This is a genomic window from Pseudomonas sp. FP597 (genome assembly GCF_030687435.1).
GTDB lineage: Bacteria > Pseudomonadota > Gammaproteobacteria > Pseudomonadales > Pseudomonadaceae > Aquipseudomonas > Aquipseudomonas lactucae.
In genome coordinates this window covers 5744109-5761183 of the sequence record NZ_CP117432.1, presented here as the reverse complement: position 1 = coordinate 5761183, position 17075 = coordinate 5744109, and the positions used below count along the sequence as shown (strand labels likewise).

Annotated in this window: 12 protein-coding genes and 1 pseudogene; all 13 read right to left on the bottom strand. The window is 52.8% G+C overall.

Annotated elements, in window-relative coordinates:
• Positions 1 to 222: 222 nt before the first annotated feature.
• Positions 223 to 3090: a type I restriction endonuclease subunit R gene (locus tag PSH66_RS26370; protein ID WP_305427944.1), complete on the bottom strand. Its 2868-nt coding sequence runs from the start codon at positions 3088 to 3090 to the stop codon at positions 223 to 225.
• Entirely contained in the window at positions 3087 to 3836 is a 750-nt protein-coding gene (locus tag PSH66_RS26365) for a hypothetical protein (RefSeq protein ID WP_305427943.1), read from the bottom strand. The genes PSH66_RS26370 and PSH66_RS26365 overlap by 4 nt, the downstream gene beginning before the upstream one ends.
• Complete coding sequence (locus tag PSH66_RS26360; RefSeq protein ID WP_305427942.1) at positions 3793 to 5049, bottom strand: restriction endonuclease subunit S; 1257 nt, start codon at positions 5047 to 5049, stop codon at positions 3793 to 3795. Before PSH66_RS26360 ends, PSH66_RS26365 begins: the two co-directional genes overlap by 44 nt.
• Positions 5046 to 6602, bottom strand: a complete 1557-nt coding sequence (locus PSH66_RS26355) for a type I restriction-modification system subunit M (protein ID WP_305427941.1) — start codon at positions 6600 to 6602, stop codon at positions 5046 to 5048. Before PSH66_RS26355 ends, PSH66_RS26360 begins: the two co-directional genes overlap by 4 nt.
• A gap of 759 nt (positions 6603 to 7361) precedes the next feature.
• A pseudogene (locus tag PSH66_RS26345) lies at positions 7362 to 8340 on the bottom strand (integrase domain-containing protein).
• Positions 8341 to 9321: 981 nt separating this feature from the next.
• Positions 9322 to 10545: an integrase arm-type DNA-binding domain-containing protein gene (locus PSH66_RS26340; RefSeq protein ID WP_305427940.1), complete on the bottom strand. Its 1224-nt coding sequence runs from the start codon at positions 10543 to 10545 to the stop codon at positions 9322 to 9324.
• Positions 10546 to 10904: 359 nt separating this feature from the next.
• Positions 10905 to 11681, bottom strand: a complete 777-nt coding sequence (locus PSH66_RS26335) for a S24 family peptidase (RefSeq protein WP_003176324.1) — start codon at positions 11679 to 11681, stop codon at positions 10905 to 10907.
• 212 nt (positions 11682 to 11893) lie between these two features.
• Positions 11894 to 12421 (bottom strand): inorganic diphosphatase, encoded by a 528-nt coding sequence (gene ppa / locus PSH66_RS26330; protein WP_003176323.1) that lies wholly within the window; start codon positions 12419 to 12421, stop codon positions 11894 to 11896.
• 109 nt (positions 12422 to 12530) lie between these two features.
• Positions 12531 to 13346 carry a zinc-dependent peptidase gene (locus tag PSH66_RS26325; protein WP_003176322.1) on the bottom strand — a complete coding sequence of 272 codons (816 nt, stop codon included), beginning with the start codon at positions 13344 to 13346 and terminating at the stop codon, positions 12531 to 12533.
• 6 nt (positions 13347 to 13352) lie between these two features.
• A complete protein-coding gene (locus PSH66_RS26320) occupies positions 13353 to 14009 on the bottom strand; it encodes a DedA family protein (protein ID WP_003176321.1) in 657 nt (218 codons plus the stop codon).
• A gap of 261 nt (positions 14010 to 14270) precedes the next feature.
• Positions 14271 to 14729 (bottom strand): N-acetyltransferase, encoded by a 459-nt coding sequence (locus tag PSH66_RS26315; protein WP_003176320.1) that lies wholly within the window; start codon positions 14727 to 14729, stop codon positions 14271 to 14273.
• Positions 14730 to 14819: 90 nt separating this feature from the next.
• Complete coding sequence (gene eutC / locus PSH66_RS26310) at positions 14820 to 15653, bottom strand: ethanolamine ammonia-lyase subunit EutC (RefSeq protein ID WP_003176319.1); 834 nt, start codon at positions 15651 to 15653, stop codon at positions 14820 to 14822.
• Complete coding sequence (locus tag PSH66_RS26305) at positions 15650 to 17044, bottom strand: ethanolamine ammonia-lyase subunit EutB (RefSeq protein ID WP_078826210.1); 1395 nt, start codon at positions 17042 to 17044, stop codon at positions 15650 to 15652. Before PSH66_RS26305 ends, eutC begins: the two co-directional genes overlap by 4 nt.
• Positions 17045 to 17075 lie beyond the last annotated feature (31 nt).

The following is a 17075-nucleotide window of genomic DNA, read 5'->3' as shown; positions in this document are numbered from 1 at the left end:
CGGTGAGTTGTATGCATTGATAATGCTAATCTCGGCTGCGATATCTCTAGGGGAGCACTGAATCTGACATCGCAGCCGCCTTGCTAGAAGAGCACTCTGATTATTTCGGAGCGCTCATCTAAATTTACCAAGCTTGGTGCACCGTTATGTCGAAAGCTTTATACATTGTTTTGTCAGTGGTTTTTATCCGCTGGCTCTTAATTAGCTAAGATTTTTTGAAGTCTACGAGTCAATATCACCAATGCTTTCGTCAAAGGTTGCAATGAACTCGCTGAGTCTTTGTGTGACTCGTTCGATAACCATTTTGCGCTTTAAGATGCTCGGCTTGACTGTTAGCGCAGATATAACGTTATCACCAAGTGGGCTTTTTCCAGTGAATTGATATCGCGCGATCATGTCTAGAAGTGCTTCATGACTGACGCATTCCTCCAAGCAAAATTTATTAATTTCTTCTTCTCGAGCATTGTTCCAGAACTTTTCGAATGGTTCGCGAAGATTGTCGCCTTTAATGACTAATGTCATATGCTCTTCAATGAAGGCCTCGATCAGACTTCTCTTGCTCCGTAACTGAGTCTCGGAACTCAGAAGCTCTACAATTTGCTTGCGTCTGGCTTGAAAAGAGGAACTATCAATACCATCGCCGCCACGTGCCACGCTAGATAGCAGCTCCAGAATATAGGCCACATTAATTTCGTCGCGCTGAATTAGCTCCAGCTCGAAATCAACCTCTTCAATAATTGAGGCTTTTTCAGTTTTTTCTGGACTTCTTGTTTGATCGTATATGTCGAGATACTTGCTCTTGTAATCTTCAAATTCTTGAGGTTGTATCGGAAGAGAGTTGGCGTCAAAGTCGACAAAGCTTGCCATTACGTTGCGGATGCGAATTAGAGCTCGAAATGCTCGGACAAATGATAGCTTTTCGTTTTCGGACTTTAGATGACTTACATCGTCGGGGGTAGGGGCGATGCGCCGGAGGCGAGATAATGACTCTTCGAATTGAGAAAAGTATTCCTCGAAAGGTTCCAGCAAAATAGTCTCATGCGCGTCCTTGTTAGAAAATAAGGTGATCGCCTCATCCGTTTTGGATTTGAGATTTCGGAAGCAGACTATATTGCCTTGTGATTTAACTTGGCCAAAGATTCGATTTGTACGTGAGAAGGCTTGTATCAGTCCATGGTGCTTCAGGTTTTTATCTACATACAGTGTGTTTAGTGTCTTGGAGTCAAATCCTGTCAAGAACATATTGACTACGATTAACAAGTCCAATCCTTCCGCTGGAACAAAGCCCTTTTTATCTCGGTCCTTTATACGTTTGGCTAAAGCTTTATAATAAATATAAAATCCTTTTCCGTCCTTCACGCTTTCATTTGTGCGGTACATAGCATTATAGTCAGCTACGAACTCACTCAATCGATCCCGGTTGTAGCGTGTTTCGGGTGTGTCCGGGCCTAGGTCGAAGTCTGGATCGCTAACTAGTCCGTTTGCGCTCGCATCTTCTTCATTGGCAGCGTAGGTAAAAATTGTTGCGATTTTTAATTTGTGAGCGCCTTCATTCTCTCGTCGTTTGAACGCGTCATAATAGGCAATCAGCGCATTGACGGAGCTGACGCAGAAAATTGCACCGAATTGCTGTCCTCTAGTTTTCCTGTCGTGGTTCTTAATTATCCAGTCAACAGTATTTTCTATGCGATCCGGATTGTCAAAAAACTCTTGAGTATTGATCCCTGCTACTTCTTCATCAATAAGACTACCATCTTTTCGCTTGAGCTTGCCCCAGTATTCGACCGAGAATCGCAGGACGTTTTCGTCATTAATAGCGTCGGTGATAACGTATCGATGGAGGCGCTCTCCAAAGAGGTCTTTCGTTGTGCGTTTACCGATTGAGTTGTCAGCAAAAATTGGTGTGCCAGTAAAACCGAACATCTGCGCCTTGCTGAAGTAGGCCACAATATTCTTGTGAGTGTCGCCAAATTGCGAGCGGTGGCATTCATCGAAAATGAAAATTACCCGTTGGTCCTTCACGGACTGCAGAGCATTATCATATTTGTCACGAGTGATCGCTGTATTCAGCTTTTGTATAGTCGTTACTATTAAGCGATGGTCTCCTGAAAGTTGGCTGACAAGAGCCTTTGTATTGTCTGTTCCATCTACGGATCCTTCTGCGAAGTAGTTAAATTCTTTCGTCGTTTGATAGTCTAGATCCGCCCGATCCACTACGAAAACTACCTTGTGCACCTTGGGGTTTTCGATGAGCAATTGTGAAGCTTTGAAACTTGTCAGGGTCTTTCCGGATCCAGTTGTATGCCAAATATAGCCGTTCTTTCGGCCCGTCATTACACGAGTCACGATGGATTCGACAGCGTAATATTGATAAGGGCGCAGTACCATTAGTATTTGATCGCTTTGATGAAGAACAATATACTTTGCGATCATTTTCGATATGTGGCATTTCTCAAGAAACGCATCAGCGAAAGAGTCAAGCTGGGTGATTTGCTGGTTTTCTTCGTCCGCCCAAAAAAAGGTCTGCTTAAAATCTTGGTCGCGATTATTGGCATAGTACTTTGTGTTAACTCCGTTGGAGATCACAAAGATTTGGACATATTGGAATAAACCACCTTCGGCCCCGAACGAATGACGCTGGTAACGGTTAATTTGATTAAATGCTTCTTTCAGTTCCATGCCGCGACGCTTCAGCTCAATCTGTACGAGCGGTAGGCCATTTATGAGCAGCGTGACGTCGTAGCGATTATTATAAATGCCGCTTTGAGCCACTTGGGTAGCAACCTGATAGCGATTGCGGCACCACTCATGAGAGTTGAAGAAATGAATATAGGCCGTAGTACCATCATCGCGCAGTAGTGCGTACCGGCCGCGCAGGATACTTGCCTTATCAAAAACATTGCCCTTCGTTAGGTGGTTTAAAACGCGGGTAAACTCGCCATCAGAAAATAGAACTCCATTTTGTTCCTCTAATTGCACCTGTAGGTTGGAGCGCAGCGCCGCACTATCAGGTATTGATACAGAGGACCAGCCTAGTTCATTAAGGCGATTGACCAAGCCGATTTCAAGCTGTGCCTCGGACTGAATCATAGATCTTCGCTCTCTAGACTTTCCTGATAGATTTCAAGCTGGACCAAGTAGTCCTCATAGTATAGGGCGTATAGTGCGAAGCTGTAGTTTAATTTGCCCTCATAAGGGTAATGATCATCCAGCCAATTATTGAACTCTAGATTGGTCTCATATTCGACTTGCTCTAGGTCTAAGGAGTTATCTTCTTCTCGGGTATCCGGTTCCGGCTCTGGTGGTATGGCTATCCTGGCAAGACGCTTTGCGGTGAAAAAGCTGTCTAGCATATAGGTCAGGAGCCCACTTGAGACCTGGAAGATTACCGCAGAAAGCTTGTCGTTACTCTGTACTGGTTTTGGCACTGCCCGACCGTGGGAGACGTCGCCACGCTCATTTCGCAATACGCCAAGAAACTCGGCGACGGACGCAACGCGGCGAGCAAATTCATCCTCGATGACGGTATTATCCTGTTTTAGGAGTTGGCACGCCCATTTCGCAAGCGGTGAAACATCCATATTACTTAATTTTTTTGGATCAGTATCTGGCGCAAAATCGAGGATAACCGACTTCGAAACTCCCTCAATCAAAGACTTACATATTTCAATGCTGATGTCCGGTTGTGAAAAAAGGTTTAACTCGGCCTTTTTCATTAATCGGATGTAGTAACGGAATTGTGGATATTCTACCGCATTCTCCACAATGATCTTGATTGCTGGCTCCATCATATTAGGCAAATAACTGCTGACGCAGTCCCTTACTGAAATGCTCAAGCTGATTGATCTGAACAGTTATAGCATCAATTTTTGCATCTATAGCTGATAGGGCGCCAGCAATTTGGCGTTGTTCGTCGGGGTGAGGAAGCCAAAATTTCAGACCGGATAAGTTTCCCTTAGACACGCCCAGTACGGAAATGCCCTGAGCAACCCGCATGATTTGCTTACGCATCGGTGCGCTGCGTAAAAGATATCCAGAAAACCCAACAACCAGTTGTTCAATTTTTGGGCGCGCAATATAGGTATGTAAACCGGCTACGAGAGGGATATCACTCAGTTCAACTATTTCGATTGCTTTACCAATATCAGCGTAATCCTCAGAAGCATCAGCGATTATTACATCTCCAACACGACAGTACTCCGCTGCTGTAAAGTCTTTTATCGGTGCAGATTCGTGGACAAATGGTACTTGTTCCCGAGACTGTCGGAAGTTGGCACTGTACTTGGTATGAATATCGCCATAGTGTATGTTCTGAACTGATCCGCCCTCGGTAGTTAGGTATTCTCGAGAGAGATTATTTGTTCTAACCCAATCGAACATATCTCCCAATCGCTTCTCTTCCCAATCGGGGAAGGGCTCGCCACTATCGCTGGTAAATCGCAGATCTTGGTTAAACAGCCTTTGCATCAACCCCGTCTTGTAGCTCGCGAGTAAGTCTCGCTCTCGCTGCATTCCTAACATGCGCGAGTCAACTGCTTCCAAAAACGACGCAATTTTCTTTTGTTCGTCTCGGTGAGGTATTACTGCTTTGAGGTTGAGAAACGCTTGCTTGCCTAGCGTTTTGTTTCGTCCCGCACCACCCGGTGATGCCATTTCAAGTAGAGCCTTCCCCTGCGGGCGAAGAAAAAACTTACGAATAAAGGGAAGATACGATTGATCATCCTTTTCGGCAAACATTGGAAAGCGATGAGATGCGATGAAGCCGGTCTCATCATCGGACAAAATCGCGAGGGCTTGTTCCCAAGCGAAAACTATGTTGAAAACCAATGTGTATGGAACAACGTGAAAAACCCGCTTTTCGCCTAGAGATGCCCCAGAAACAGGCTCTTTGTGAAAAATACCTTTCCCATGAGACCTAACGCCAATTTCACGATATTGCTCTTCAGGCAGCACTTTTGCAGGTATACCAACAGGCTCCAAAAAAGATGAAATTTTCTTTTGCTTCCAGTCGCCTGAAAACTCAGGGAATCTCAGCTTGGGCAAGTTCATACAGGACTTTCCAAATTAAGTTCTTTGCAGTAACTTTGAATAGTCTTATCTAAGGGAGCCATTTTTATACTAAGTTCTTTTAATTCGGTCACGATGGCGGCCAAATTCACAGGTTCTTCTTCTTCGAACGCTTCTACATAGCGAGGTATATTAAGATTATATTCATTCTCAATAATTTCTGCTAGGCTTGCTCGATGACTGAAACGAGCTTCCTCTGCCCGTGTCGAGTATACGGTGACAATATGGTCAATATCCTTGGGGCGGAGATAGTTTTGGTTTTTAGCCTTCTCAAAGTGTTTGGAGGCATCAACAAATAGTATATCTTCATTTTCGCGACATTTCTTGAAGACCAAGATGCATGTGGGAATTGAAGTGCCATAGAAAATATTTGCGGGCAAACCAATTACAGCATCAAGCCAATTGCGGTCCTTTATCAGATACTCTCTTATTGCGCCCTCTGCAGCTCCCCTAAACAGCACACCATGCGGTAAAATTACTGCCATAGTGCCATTGTCATCAAGGTGGTGCAGCATATGTTGGACAAAGGCAAAGTCTGCTTTTGACGAAGGTGCAAGCCGACCATATTGAGCAAAACGGTCGTCCGTTTCAAAGATTTTGTTTGCAGACCACTGAGCTGAGAAAGGTGGGTTCGCTACAACAGCTTCAAACATTAAGCCTTCATGCTGGGGCGCGATTAGTGTATCTTCTTGACGGAGACTGAAGTTACGATAATGCACCCCGTGCAAGATCATATTCATGCGCGCTAAGTTATAAGTGGTTCGGTTCATTTCCTGCCCGTAGAAGTCGCCTACTTCTTCAACTTCACGTGCGACACGTAGCAACAGGGACCCAGAACCACATGTAGGATCATAGACCGACTTCAATCGGGTCTTGCCTACCGTAACAATTCTTGCGATTACAGTTGAGACCTCTTGAGGTGTATAGAACTCCCCGGCTTTCTTACCCGCACCGCTAGCAAACTTGCCAATTAAGTATTCATAAGCGTCGCCAAGGATGTCTGAATTTGCATCTTTCAGGCGGAAGTCTATTTCGTCAAGGTGCGTTAGAACTTTGACAATCAGTGCGTTCTTTGCCTCTTCTGATCGACCCAGTTTAGTAGAGGTCAAGTCGAGATCTTCGAAGAGGTGGTCGAAGTCTTCCTCCGACTCAGTACCCATCGTTGAGCGTTGAATATTATTTAAGATGTTTGTCAGATCGGACAAAATAAATTGTCCTGGCAAAGCTCCACGCTTGGCGACGCTGCTAAATAATTCGGACGGTTTCAGGAAATACCCCAGCGCTTCGACAGAAGCCTCCCGTACCGCTGCAAGATATAATTGCCCTTCTACTGTGGTCGCATCGATGGAGATAAAATCAATCCCATCCTCCTGCAAAATTTCGTTCGCATAATTGCACATGCGTTCCGAAAGATATTTGTAGAAAATAAAGCCGAGAATGTAGTCTCTGAACTCATCGGCATTCATTTTCCCGCGCAGCGTATTGGCAATGTCCCATAGCTTTTGTTCGAGTTGCTTTTTCTGTTCGTCAGTCACTGGATTTCGTCTTCTTGAATGCAGTCGTCAGTTTAGCGAGCGCAGGATGCATGGGCTAAATCTTCTGGTGAATTTTTTTCTCGCTTGGTCACAGGCTAATTTTTGACCGGGAACGGGGAGGTTTTTTTGTGCTCCAGCATCCCAAATCATCCATCCGAGTAGAAAGGAACGTCTGTGCCACCTGCTTCTCCCATAGAGCTTGCCGCGTTTCTCGAAGGCAGCGTTTTCGCTTTATCTCATCGACAGCAGCGTAAAATTTCTTCTCCATACGCCCATAAGAATACGGCGTTTTTCACAAAAATCAGAGGAGGAATTTGCTCGTAGCCTCGAGGTTCTCACTCCGTGAGGCAGAGCTAGCGATTTGCACTGCTTAGCCGGTAGCTTAACCAATCGGCTTCATTCGTGGTCCCCCCCTAGGGATTTTTCGACTTGATTAGTAATCGTCAGCGTAATAACCGGCAGAAATCGGCGGATGGATGGCTTTGGGGGGAGGTTTGAACTGCCAAGACTTTCCCAGATGCTGGGTGATCAGCTGAGCCGTGAGCCCATATTGATAGCGCTTTGCCCTCGCTCGCAGGGGAATGCCTTGATACAGAATCCATGCTAGATGCTTTCATCGCCATGTCCATGGATTGTCTCGTTTCCAGCGCTCTGAAATTGCGGCTTGGATGATTTTTGCCTGTCGGACCTGGCGCTGCCGGGTGGCGTTAGACTCAGTCAGTACTCGGGTCAGAAATAGCTCGATATCGAACGGCTTGCTCATGCTCGACCACCGATGCACGCCGAAGCTACGTCAATACGACCATGCCCGAGCTCGTGGCTGATTTGGAGTTGGGCTTGTTGATCGAGGGCTCGGTTTTTTCGACAACATGTACCGCCATTAATTTGGGCAAGCTGGCCAGTGATCTCCTCGTAGCGTCCCCAAGCATAAGCCGCTCGCAGCTCATGGATGCCTTTCAGCCCTTCTCATGTAGTAAATTTCGGGAAGGTCGGACGGTTTTACACATGAATTCGATATAGCTTTCTCCGGAGCAAGCAAATTACGGCGTCCACTCGGTGATATTTTTTGGGCGAAGGTCAGTGCGTCCCGGATATGATCGTTCACCACAATCCAGCGGGGTGCTGAAACGCCCAAGCGACCACCTTTGGTGCCGTCCTGGATGTTGATCCTCCCTAATTGTTCGGCCTCATATCGCAGACGGGGCAAATTGGCCAGAATGGCCTCACGTAAACGCATTCCGGTTTCTCGCGCCAAAAGGGCGATTGCAGTAACTCGCACCTGTCGACGTTCGCAGAGTGCTTCTATGATCCTCTTCATTTGCTCGCGGCCTTGGCCTTGCGTCGCCACAGTGCGAACACTGGTGCGCCGCATTCCCAAAGCTTTGCTTGGGCTCGGTACTTTCACGGACTGATCACCGCGAAGCGCGGCGATGGTTCGGTTCACGCTGGACAATCGGTTTTGCGCGCTGGCGATGCCGATAGCACGTTGTTCAACTTCTTGACGCAGATGTCCGGCGTAAGCCAACAAGGTCCGCCGATCAATTTGTCGCGCATCATTAAACCCTGGTCCATCCTCCGAACGACACCAGTGTACAAACGCCTGCCAGCGATCACTGTACGCTTTGACCGTGCCGTAATGCCCGCTGCCAAATAGGTCTTTCAGCGCTTGCGGCCCGGCGTAGCTCAGCTGCCGGCCATAACCAAAATTTCGCCCGCTACGTCTACCTACTAATGCCATGATCAAATTCCGCTCGAAGCCAAAACTTTTAAAACTTTCCCCACGTCATCCCGCCACGAATGTTGAGTGTTATCAGGGATCAAGGCCCCTGCGACCTGTGAGGGTTGTCCACTAACGCGGGACAGGCGGCTCTTTACGACCGGGAGCCTGGGCATCTCATGATCTGGCCTCCTGAACACTTCCAAGGAAGTGGGCGGGTAGAGGCTGCATTGGCTGACTAGACCAACGCCGTGAGATCTTGAGCCGGGTGAAGGCAGTGATGCGATGACCGGGGCGTGCCTGACTGTCAGTCAGGTGCAGTCCATTCCCTGGGCTGCGGCACCATCATCTGCATCGCTGTTGCTGGTGACCTCGGTGTTTGTCACGCCGTTTGTCACGAGAGGGAATGCCGCAAAGCCTTGTACGAGTTGGGCTGCAGCAGCGGTAGGAGCGCCCGTCTCTTTCCGGAAGAAAGAGACGGGCGCAGGTTGGCGCAATGAAATGGCCAAGCGGATAGGTTGCTGCAGGGCAGCTATGAAAGGGTATGAGTTGCTGCAGTGGGCACACTGATAAAAGTAGGCATCCATCACATCGCTGTGACCGTGCGAGCCGCCGGACGCTAATCGCACTTTGGGTGAACCACCACGGTGTGGCGTAGCCTTAAAGGTTCTGGCTACCTGGGTTGCTGTCAACGACAGCGCTTTGCCCGATCTTTTCTACGCTTATGGATAATTCGGGTCAAGACTCGATTTGATGGTCATTCTGCGTCACGGCAGGGTCGTGGTTCATCTTGGCAATCGGTGGTACGCCCTAGACTCCCAAGATGTTCTCGTTATTTTAATGAAGGTCCCTCCAAGCAGGGAGGCTACGCATCCCTACTTGGAGGGACCCGCTGGGTACAACATGTCCCTGCGCAGATATTGATGGTTGCGCCACTGTGGCCGCGGCTGTGAGCTTCTGCGTGCGGGCCTGGTTTGTGACCTCGATCGGCCTTCTGAGTTTTCAGATCTCTTCCTCTGTGCGTTTCGGTGTGGATGTGGCGTAAATGCTCCATGCGTTCATCAACTCTCGTCGCTTATCAAAGAAGTCTGACCGAGAATATGCGCTCTCCGTTTCTCCGCGCTCATCATGGGCTAGTGCCAGCTCGCAGATCTCTCTTGGGAAGGGCGTTTTTTCACCAGCCCAATCTCGAAAGGTCGAACGAAAGCCGTGACGAGTGATGTGCTCATAACCAAGATCATGCAGCAGATTTCGGATGCCGTTGGCGTGTATCACGCCACTGCGACCGCGTCCGGGAAAAATGTAAGGGCTCTTGGCGTCGACTTTCGGAAGGCTTTTCAATAGGGAGACCACTTCCGGCGCTAGCGGGATTGCGAAGGCTTGTCGCGTCTTCATGCGTTCGGCCGGCAAGGACCAGCGACTCGAGTCCAGATCAAACTCATCCCACCGCGCAAACCGCACCATATGCGTTCTCGCACCGGTCAGAATCAAAAGCTGAGTCGCCGACGAGACATGGCTCGGGTCTTTTCTTAAGGCTTGCATCAATTTGGGAAGGTCTTGCCATCGAAGCGCTGGATGATGGACACGTTTTCGCGCTTTCTTCTTCTCATGACGGCTGAGGAGATTTTCCAGATGGCCGCGCCAGCGTGCCGGATTCTCTCCAGTCCTGAGACCTTGAGCTCTGGCGGCGTCCAGGATCTGTTCGATTTGCCCACGTACTTCGTCGGCTGTCCGAGTTTTGGTTGCCCAAAGTGGTTGCAGTGCCTTGATCAGGTGTTTGGTCTCGACCTGGTCGGCTGACAACTTCCCTATAGTAGGGAAAGCATAGAGTTCGAGTTTCCTCAGCCAGCCCTTACGCCATTTCTCCGACCAGCTCGAACCATGGGCATCTTGATAGTCGGTGGCCAATTTCTCAAAGGTAATCAACTGCGCCAGTTCTCGGCGTTGAGCTTCCCGTTGAGCGGCTTGTTCAGCCTGTCGTTTTGCGAGTGGGTCAGTGCCTTTGAAGATCTGGACTTTGTTTTCATAGGCGGCCGCGCGGGCCATTTTTAGATCGAGCTGGGGGTAGCCACCCAGTCCCATCTCCCGTCGTTTGCCGTGTAGCTGAAACCGCAGCACCCAGTTTTTTCGCCCTGTAGCTTTGACGATAAGGCGCAGCCCTTCACCGTCTTCGTAGGTGCCTGGCTCGGTCACGTTTTCGACATACTTTGCGGTCAGTTTGCCCATCTTTTCGGCCCTCTGGTCCCCCACTTGATCCCCCACTTGGCTGTGGAAGACGATGGATGAAAACGGAAGTCACGGGAATAAAAGTAGGCTGAAACCCTTGATGTAGCAAGGCTCTCACGATTTTCAGTAGATGGGAGTGGCTTTCAAAAAGACATTAAAAAGCCGGCTTGTGGCCGGCTTCTCTGTGACTGCCTCAGGTTGTTTTTGACAAACCTCACCAGCCTTCAAATCGCTCAGCCCACATTGCGTCGGGCTGAATAGTAGGGGCATCTGCGGGAACTCCTCCGCATCGCCAGGTAGGGCAGTAGCTGAAAGCCACCCCCCTGCCAAATGTGCGGCGCATTCTACCCACATTCACCTCAATTGCCCACCTCCGGATCCGTTTTAGAGCCTTCCCAGCCCAGCAGGTGTTCATCCAGCGGGACGGGTGGGCGGCGGTTGTTGAGGGTGGACCACCAGAAGACCCAGCCCACGATCTGGAAGTTTTGCTCGAAGCGTTGTTCGTGGGTGAGGTACTCGTCGGGGTGTTCGCCGGCGTTATGGCTGCGCATGCGCAGGCCTCCGCCGGGGCGGTTGTAGAGGTATTTGATGCGCAGCATGCCGTCGTGTTCGACGGCGTAGATTTCACCGTCGATGATTTGCGTGCGGCCTCGGTCGATGGCCAGGGTGGCGCCTTGTTGGATGATGTCGATCATGCTGTTGTCGACCATGTAGGCGCCTACCGCGCGGTCGGGGTTGACGGTGAGGGTCTGGAGCGTGTGCAGGGAGACGCGGATGCGTTCGGTTGAGGTGAACGTGGGGTGGAGGGGGATCTCCACGTCGAGTTTTTCCGGGGCGCAGGTGGGGCCTGTGAGGTATTTACCGCGTCCTTCGCGGGTGCTGGCGAGTCCTTTTCGAGTGTCCGAGCCTTCCAGCAGGAAGTTGGCCGGTGGATGTTTGGGGCCTTCGCCGGTGCGCAGCCAGCGGCTGGACACGCACAACAGTTCTGCGAACTCGTTGAGTCGGCCCATGGGCACGCCGCGCTTGAACCAGTTGTTCACGTGTTGAGGCGTGACGCCGCGGTTCTTGGCGAAGTCGGAGGCGGAAAGATGAACTTCCCGTAATAGCGCTTTTAAACGATCACCTGATTTATTCATAAACGCGAGTTTACTGGCCGGAAAAACAAAGCAAATAAACCATGCGTTGAATTAGGTGTGTAGGTTTTTGCTTAGTTGTGGCCTGTTTTTTCAGTTTTGCCGTTTTATTAAACGTAAGCTGCTGTTAGTTGAACTTGATGTTTAATTTTACCCATAAAAAAGCCCCGAATAATCGGGGCTTTTTTACATTGCCAGGCAATGAGTAGCGGGTATCAGCCTTTGTAGGCGGCGACCGATTTCATGATTTCGGCGCGGGCGGCGTCTGCGTTGCCCCAACCGTCGATCTTCACCCATTTGCCTTTTTCGAGGTCTTTGTAGTTCTCGAAGAAGTGCTTGATCTGTTCCAGCAGCAGCGGCGGCAGATCGGTGTATTCCTTCACGTCCACGTACAACTGGGACAGCTTGTCGTGTGGCACTGCGATAACTTTGGCATCGCCGCCGCCGTCGTCGGTCATGTTCAGGATACCGACCGGACGTGCGCGAATTACCGAACCTGGGGTCACCGGGTAAGGGGTGACGACCAGCACGTCGAGGGGGTCTCCGTCGTCAGCCAGGGTGTTGGGGATGAAACCGTAGTTGGCCGGATAGAACATTGGGGTGGCCATGAAACGGTCAACGAACAGGCAGTCGCTGTCTTTGTCGATTTCGTATTTGATCGGCGCGTGGTTGGCCGGAATCTCGATGGCGACGTAGATGTCGTTCGGCAGGTCTTTGCCAGCCGGAATCTTGCTGTAGCTCATTGGGCGTTGCCCCCGTTAATTGGCCAAGAAACTTGGCCGGATTGGCCTAAAAGTGGCGGCGATTATAGGCATATTCCGTTGCCGATGCCATGCGCCAGACGTCGTACGGTCATTCGTCTTGTGGCTGATAACGTGGATCGTGCGCCTGCAGGTGGGTCAGGCGGGTCAGGGGATCCTGGCGGTAAAAGCGGCTGAGTTGGGTGTACACCTGTGGATAACTGTCGACCAGCAGATCCGGGGCACTGAAAAAATATTCGCTGGTCACGGCAAAAAATTCCGCCGGGTTTTCCGCCGCGTAGGGGTCGATCACCGTCTCTACATCGGGGTCGGCGTCGAGCTGGCGGTTGAGATCGTCATAAGCGCTCTGCATCACACGGGCCCACTCTTGCACGCGCATGTCGTTGTGCAGCGGTGGCAGGCCATTGGCGTCACCGTTGAGCATGTCGAGCTTGTGCGCCAGTTCGTGGATCACCAGGTTGTAGCCTTCCCATTGGCCGCTGGCGAGCACGCCGGGCCAGGCCAGGATCACCGGGCCTTGTTGCCAGGCTTCGCCGCTGTGTTCGCCGTTCCACTCGTGTTCCACACCGCTGGCGTCGCGATGGCGTTGCGGGCTCAGGAAGTCGTCGGGGTACAGCACGATTTCGTGGAAGCCCTGGTACCAATCGAGGTCGCCGAGGTTCATCAAGGGCAGTTGCGCCTGGGCGGCAAGCAGCAGGCGGTGTTCCTGGTGCAGCTCGACGCCGGGCAGGGCGGTGAGGTGTTTTTCGTCGAGGAACACCACGCAGGCTTCACGCAGCCATTGGTCCTGCTCGGTGCTGATGCCATCGAGGAAGGTCAGGTGGTGGCGCACCCGCTGCCAGGTGTCATCGGCAATCGGGTGCTTGGCCAGCAGGCGCCGGCGACGCCAGGCGCTGAGGGACCACATTGCGGGTTACTGTGACTTGGCTTCGGAGGAGGCGCGACCAAAGCGGCTGCGCAATACGCCAATGATCATCGGCACCAGCGACAGCAGGATGATGAACACCACCAGCAACGACAGGTTCTTCTTGATAAAGGGCACGTTGCCGAAGAAGTAGCCCAGGGTCACCAGGCCACCCACCCAAAGCACGGTGCCCAGCACGCTGAAGCCGAAGAAGCGCGCGTAAGGCATTCTCGCGATACCGGCGACGAACGGCGCAAAGGTGCGCAGGATCGGCAGGAAGCGCGCCAGGGTCACGGTTTTGCCGCCGTGTTTGTCGTAGAAATCGTGGGTTTTTTGCAGGTAGTCGCGACGGAAGATTTTCGAGTTCGGGTTGCTGAACAAGCGTTCTCCCGCCGTTCGCCCGATCACGTAGTTGGTGCTGTCGCCGAGGATGGCGGCGAGCATCAACAGGCCACCCAGCAACACCGGGTCCATGCCGCCACCTGCGGCTACGGCGCCGGCGATAAACAGCAAGGAGTCACCCGGCAGGAAGGGCATGACCACCAGGCCCGTTTCGCAAAAGATCACCAGAAACAGAATGGCGTAGATCCACGGACCGTAATTGGTTACCAGCAGGTCGAGGTAAACATCGAGATGCAGGATAAGGTCAAGCGGGTTGAAATCCATTGGTGGCACCTGTGTGAACGGCCCTGCTCTGCAGGCCTGTGCGGAAGCTCGGGTAATAAGGCTACACCTGTATGCCGTATTTCTTACAACCCTGAAAGGGCGGCATTATACGGATTGATCGGTGAAAAGCGTGTTGGTTTTGTAGCGGGGGATGTCGTGGTGCGCGACTTGGGAACCGCTGGAGACTCAACTGTGGGAGGGGGCAAGTCAAATCGTCGCACCGCCCCCCGCAGGGGATCTGTGTTGTCTGGTCTGTCGAACTTAATCCTCGCTGATCGGCAAGGTGTAGTTCTTGAACTCGGTGTCCTCACGAAACCCGATCGACTCATACGTCTTCTGCGCCACTTCGTTGTCGCTGCTGGTCGATACCCGCAGCCGTACCGCGTGGGTCTCCTTGGCCATTTTCTTCGCCGTGCGCATCAGGTTGTCCGCCACCAGTTGCCGGCGTGCGTCTTCGGCCACGTAGATATCGTTAAGAATCCACACCCGCTTGAGCGAGAGCGACGAAAAGCTCGGGTACAGCTGACAAAACCCAAGCACCTTTTTGTCGTCATCGTCGGCCAGGGCCAGGTAGATCACCGACTCCTTGCGGCGCAGGCGCTTCTCCAGGAAGGCGCGCGATGAGTCCGGGAAGGGCAGGGCCCCGTAGAATTCGCGGTATTTGACGAACAATGGGGTCAGCAGGTCCAGGTGTTCCAGGGTCGCTTGAGTGATCCGCATGCCAGGCCTCAACTTCCAATGGGTACGACCACACGCGCGGCCGTGACTTGATGCTGCCTAAAGACGCCAAAAAGCGCAATCGTGCCGGGATCAGTCGGTCGGTGGGCTGAGCAGGAAGTTGCCCTTCATCAGGTCCGGGTCGTCGGACTCGATGGTCTGCACCTGCGCCTCGTCCTTGAGATTGACCCCCGACAGCTGCCGACGGCACGCCTCTTTCATCAAGTACAGCAAACGATGGGCCGCCATGCCATAGCTCAAGCCTTCCAGGCGTACGTTGGAAATGCAGTTGCGGTAGGCGTCGGTGAGGCCGACCTTGGGGTTGTAGGTGAAATACAAGCCCAGGCTGTCCGGCGAGCTGAGCCCTGGGCGTTCACCGATCAGGATCACCACCATCTTGGCACCGAGCAATTGCCCGATCTCATCGGCCACGGCCACGCGACCCTGCTCCACCAGAATCACCGGCGACAGCGACCAGCCCTCGGCGTGGGTCTGTTCTTCCATGCGTGTCAGAAACGCCAGCGTATGTTTATGCACCGCCAGCGCCGATAAACCATCGGCCACTACCACCGCCAGGTCCACACCGCCAGGGTTGGCCGCCGCATGCTCGCGCAGCGCCTGAGCCGATTCGTCGCTTAAACGCCGACCCAGGTCCGGGCGTTGCAGGTAGCTGTGCCGATCCGTCGCGGCGCTGTGCAGCAACAGGCTGTCACGTCCACGTTCGGCCAATTGGCGGCTGAGGCCCGCATGATCGAAGGGCAAGTGCACCGCATCCCGCGCCTGGGCGTGGGCGAACTGGAAGTCCAGTTGCGCGCTGGTGGGGATGCTGGTGCCGGTGCGACCCAGGGCAATACGCGCCGGGGTCAGGCGGCGCAATTGCAGCCACGGGTTGTCAGGCAAGTCTGGTTGCACGGTAGGTTCCTTCATCCCAATTGCGCCAATGCGTGGCGAAACGCCGGTGGCAGGCTGTTGCCGAAACGTACCTTGCCATCGGCCTGCGTGAAGATGCCCATTTTCGCCAGCCACTGCTCAAACTCCGGCGCCGGTTTTAACCCCAGGGTTTGGCGGGCGTACAAGGCGTCGTGGAACGAAGTGGTCTGGTAGTTGAGCATGATGTCATCGGAGCCGGGGATGCCCATGATGAAGTTGATCCCGGCCACGCCGAGCAGGGTCAGCAGGGTGTCCATGTCGTCCTGGTCGGCTTCGGCGTGGTTGGTGTAGCAGATGTCACAGCCCATCGGCACACCCAGCAACTTGCCGCAGAAGTGGTCTTCGAGACCGGCGCGGATGATCTGCTTGCCGTTGTACAGGTATTCGGGGCCGATAAACCCGACCACCGTGTTCACCAGAAACGGCTTGAAGTGCCGTGCCACCGCATAGGCGCGGGTTTCGCAGGTTTGTTGGTCGACGCCAAAGTGCGCGTTGGCCGACAAGGCGCTGCCCTGGCCGGTTTCGAAATACATCAGGTTCTGGCCCAGGGTGCCGCGGTTCAGGCTCAAGCCCGCCTCGTAGCCTTCCTGCAACACACTCAGGCTGATGCCGAAACTGGCGTTGGCCGCCTCGGTGCCGGCAATCGACTGGAACACCAGGTCCAGCGGTACGCCACGGTTGATCGCCTCGATGGAGGTGGTCACGTGGGTCAGCACGCAGGCCTGGGTGGGGATTTCATAGCGCTGGATGATGGCGTCGAGCATCTCCAGCATGGCGCAAATCGAGGCGATGCTGTCGGTGGCCGGGTTGATGCCGATCATGGCGTCGCCGTTGCCATACAACAGGCCGTCGAGGATGCTCGCGGCGATGCCGGCCGGTTCGTCCGTCGGGTGGTTGGGTTGCAAGCGCGTCGACAGGCGCCCGCGCAAGCCCATGGTGCCGCGAAACTGCGTGACCACGCGGATCTTCTGCGCCACCAGTACCAGATCCTGCACACGCATGATCTTGGACACGGCGGCGGCCATTTCCGGTGTCAGTCCGGGCGCCAACGCACGCAGGGAGTGTTCATCGGCCGCATCGCTCAGCAGCCAGTCGCGCAACCCGCCGACGGTGAGGTGGCTGACCGGGGTAAACGCCTGTTTATCGTGGGTGTCGATGATCAGTCGGGTGACTTCATCGCTTTCATAAGGAATCAGCGCTTCTTGCAAAAAGTGCTTGAGCGGGATATTCGCCAGCGCCATCTGCGCGGCGACCCGTTCGCCGTCGTTCTGTGCCGCCACGCCGGCCAGAAAATCTCCGGAGCGTGCCGGGCTGGCCTTGGCCATCACGTCCTTGAGGCTGTCGAAGCGGTAGGTTTGTGTACCGACCGCGTGGGAAAAGCTTGCCATACAGTGTCTCCTTGGCGACGCGGGCAAGGCG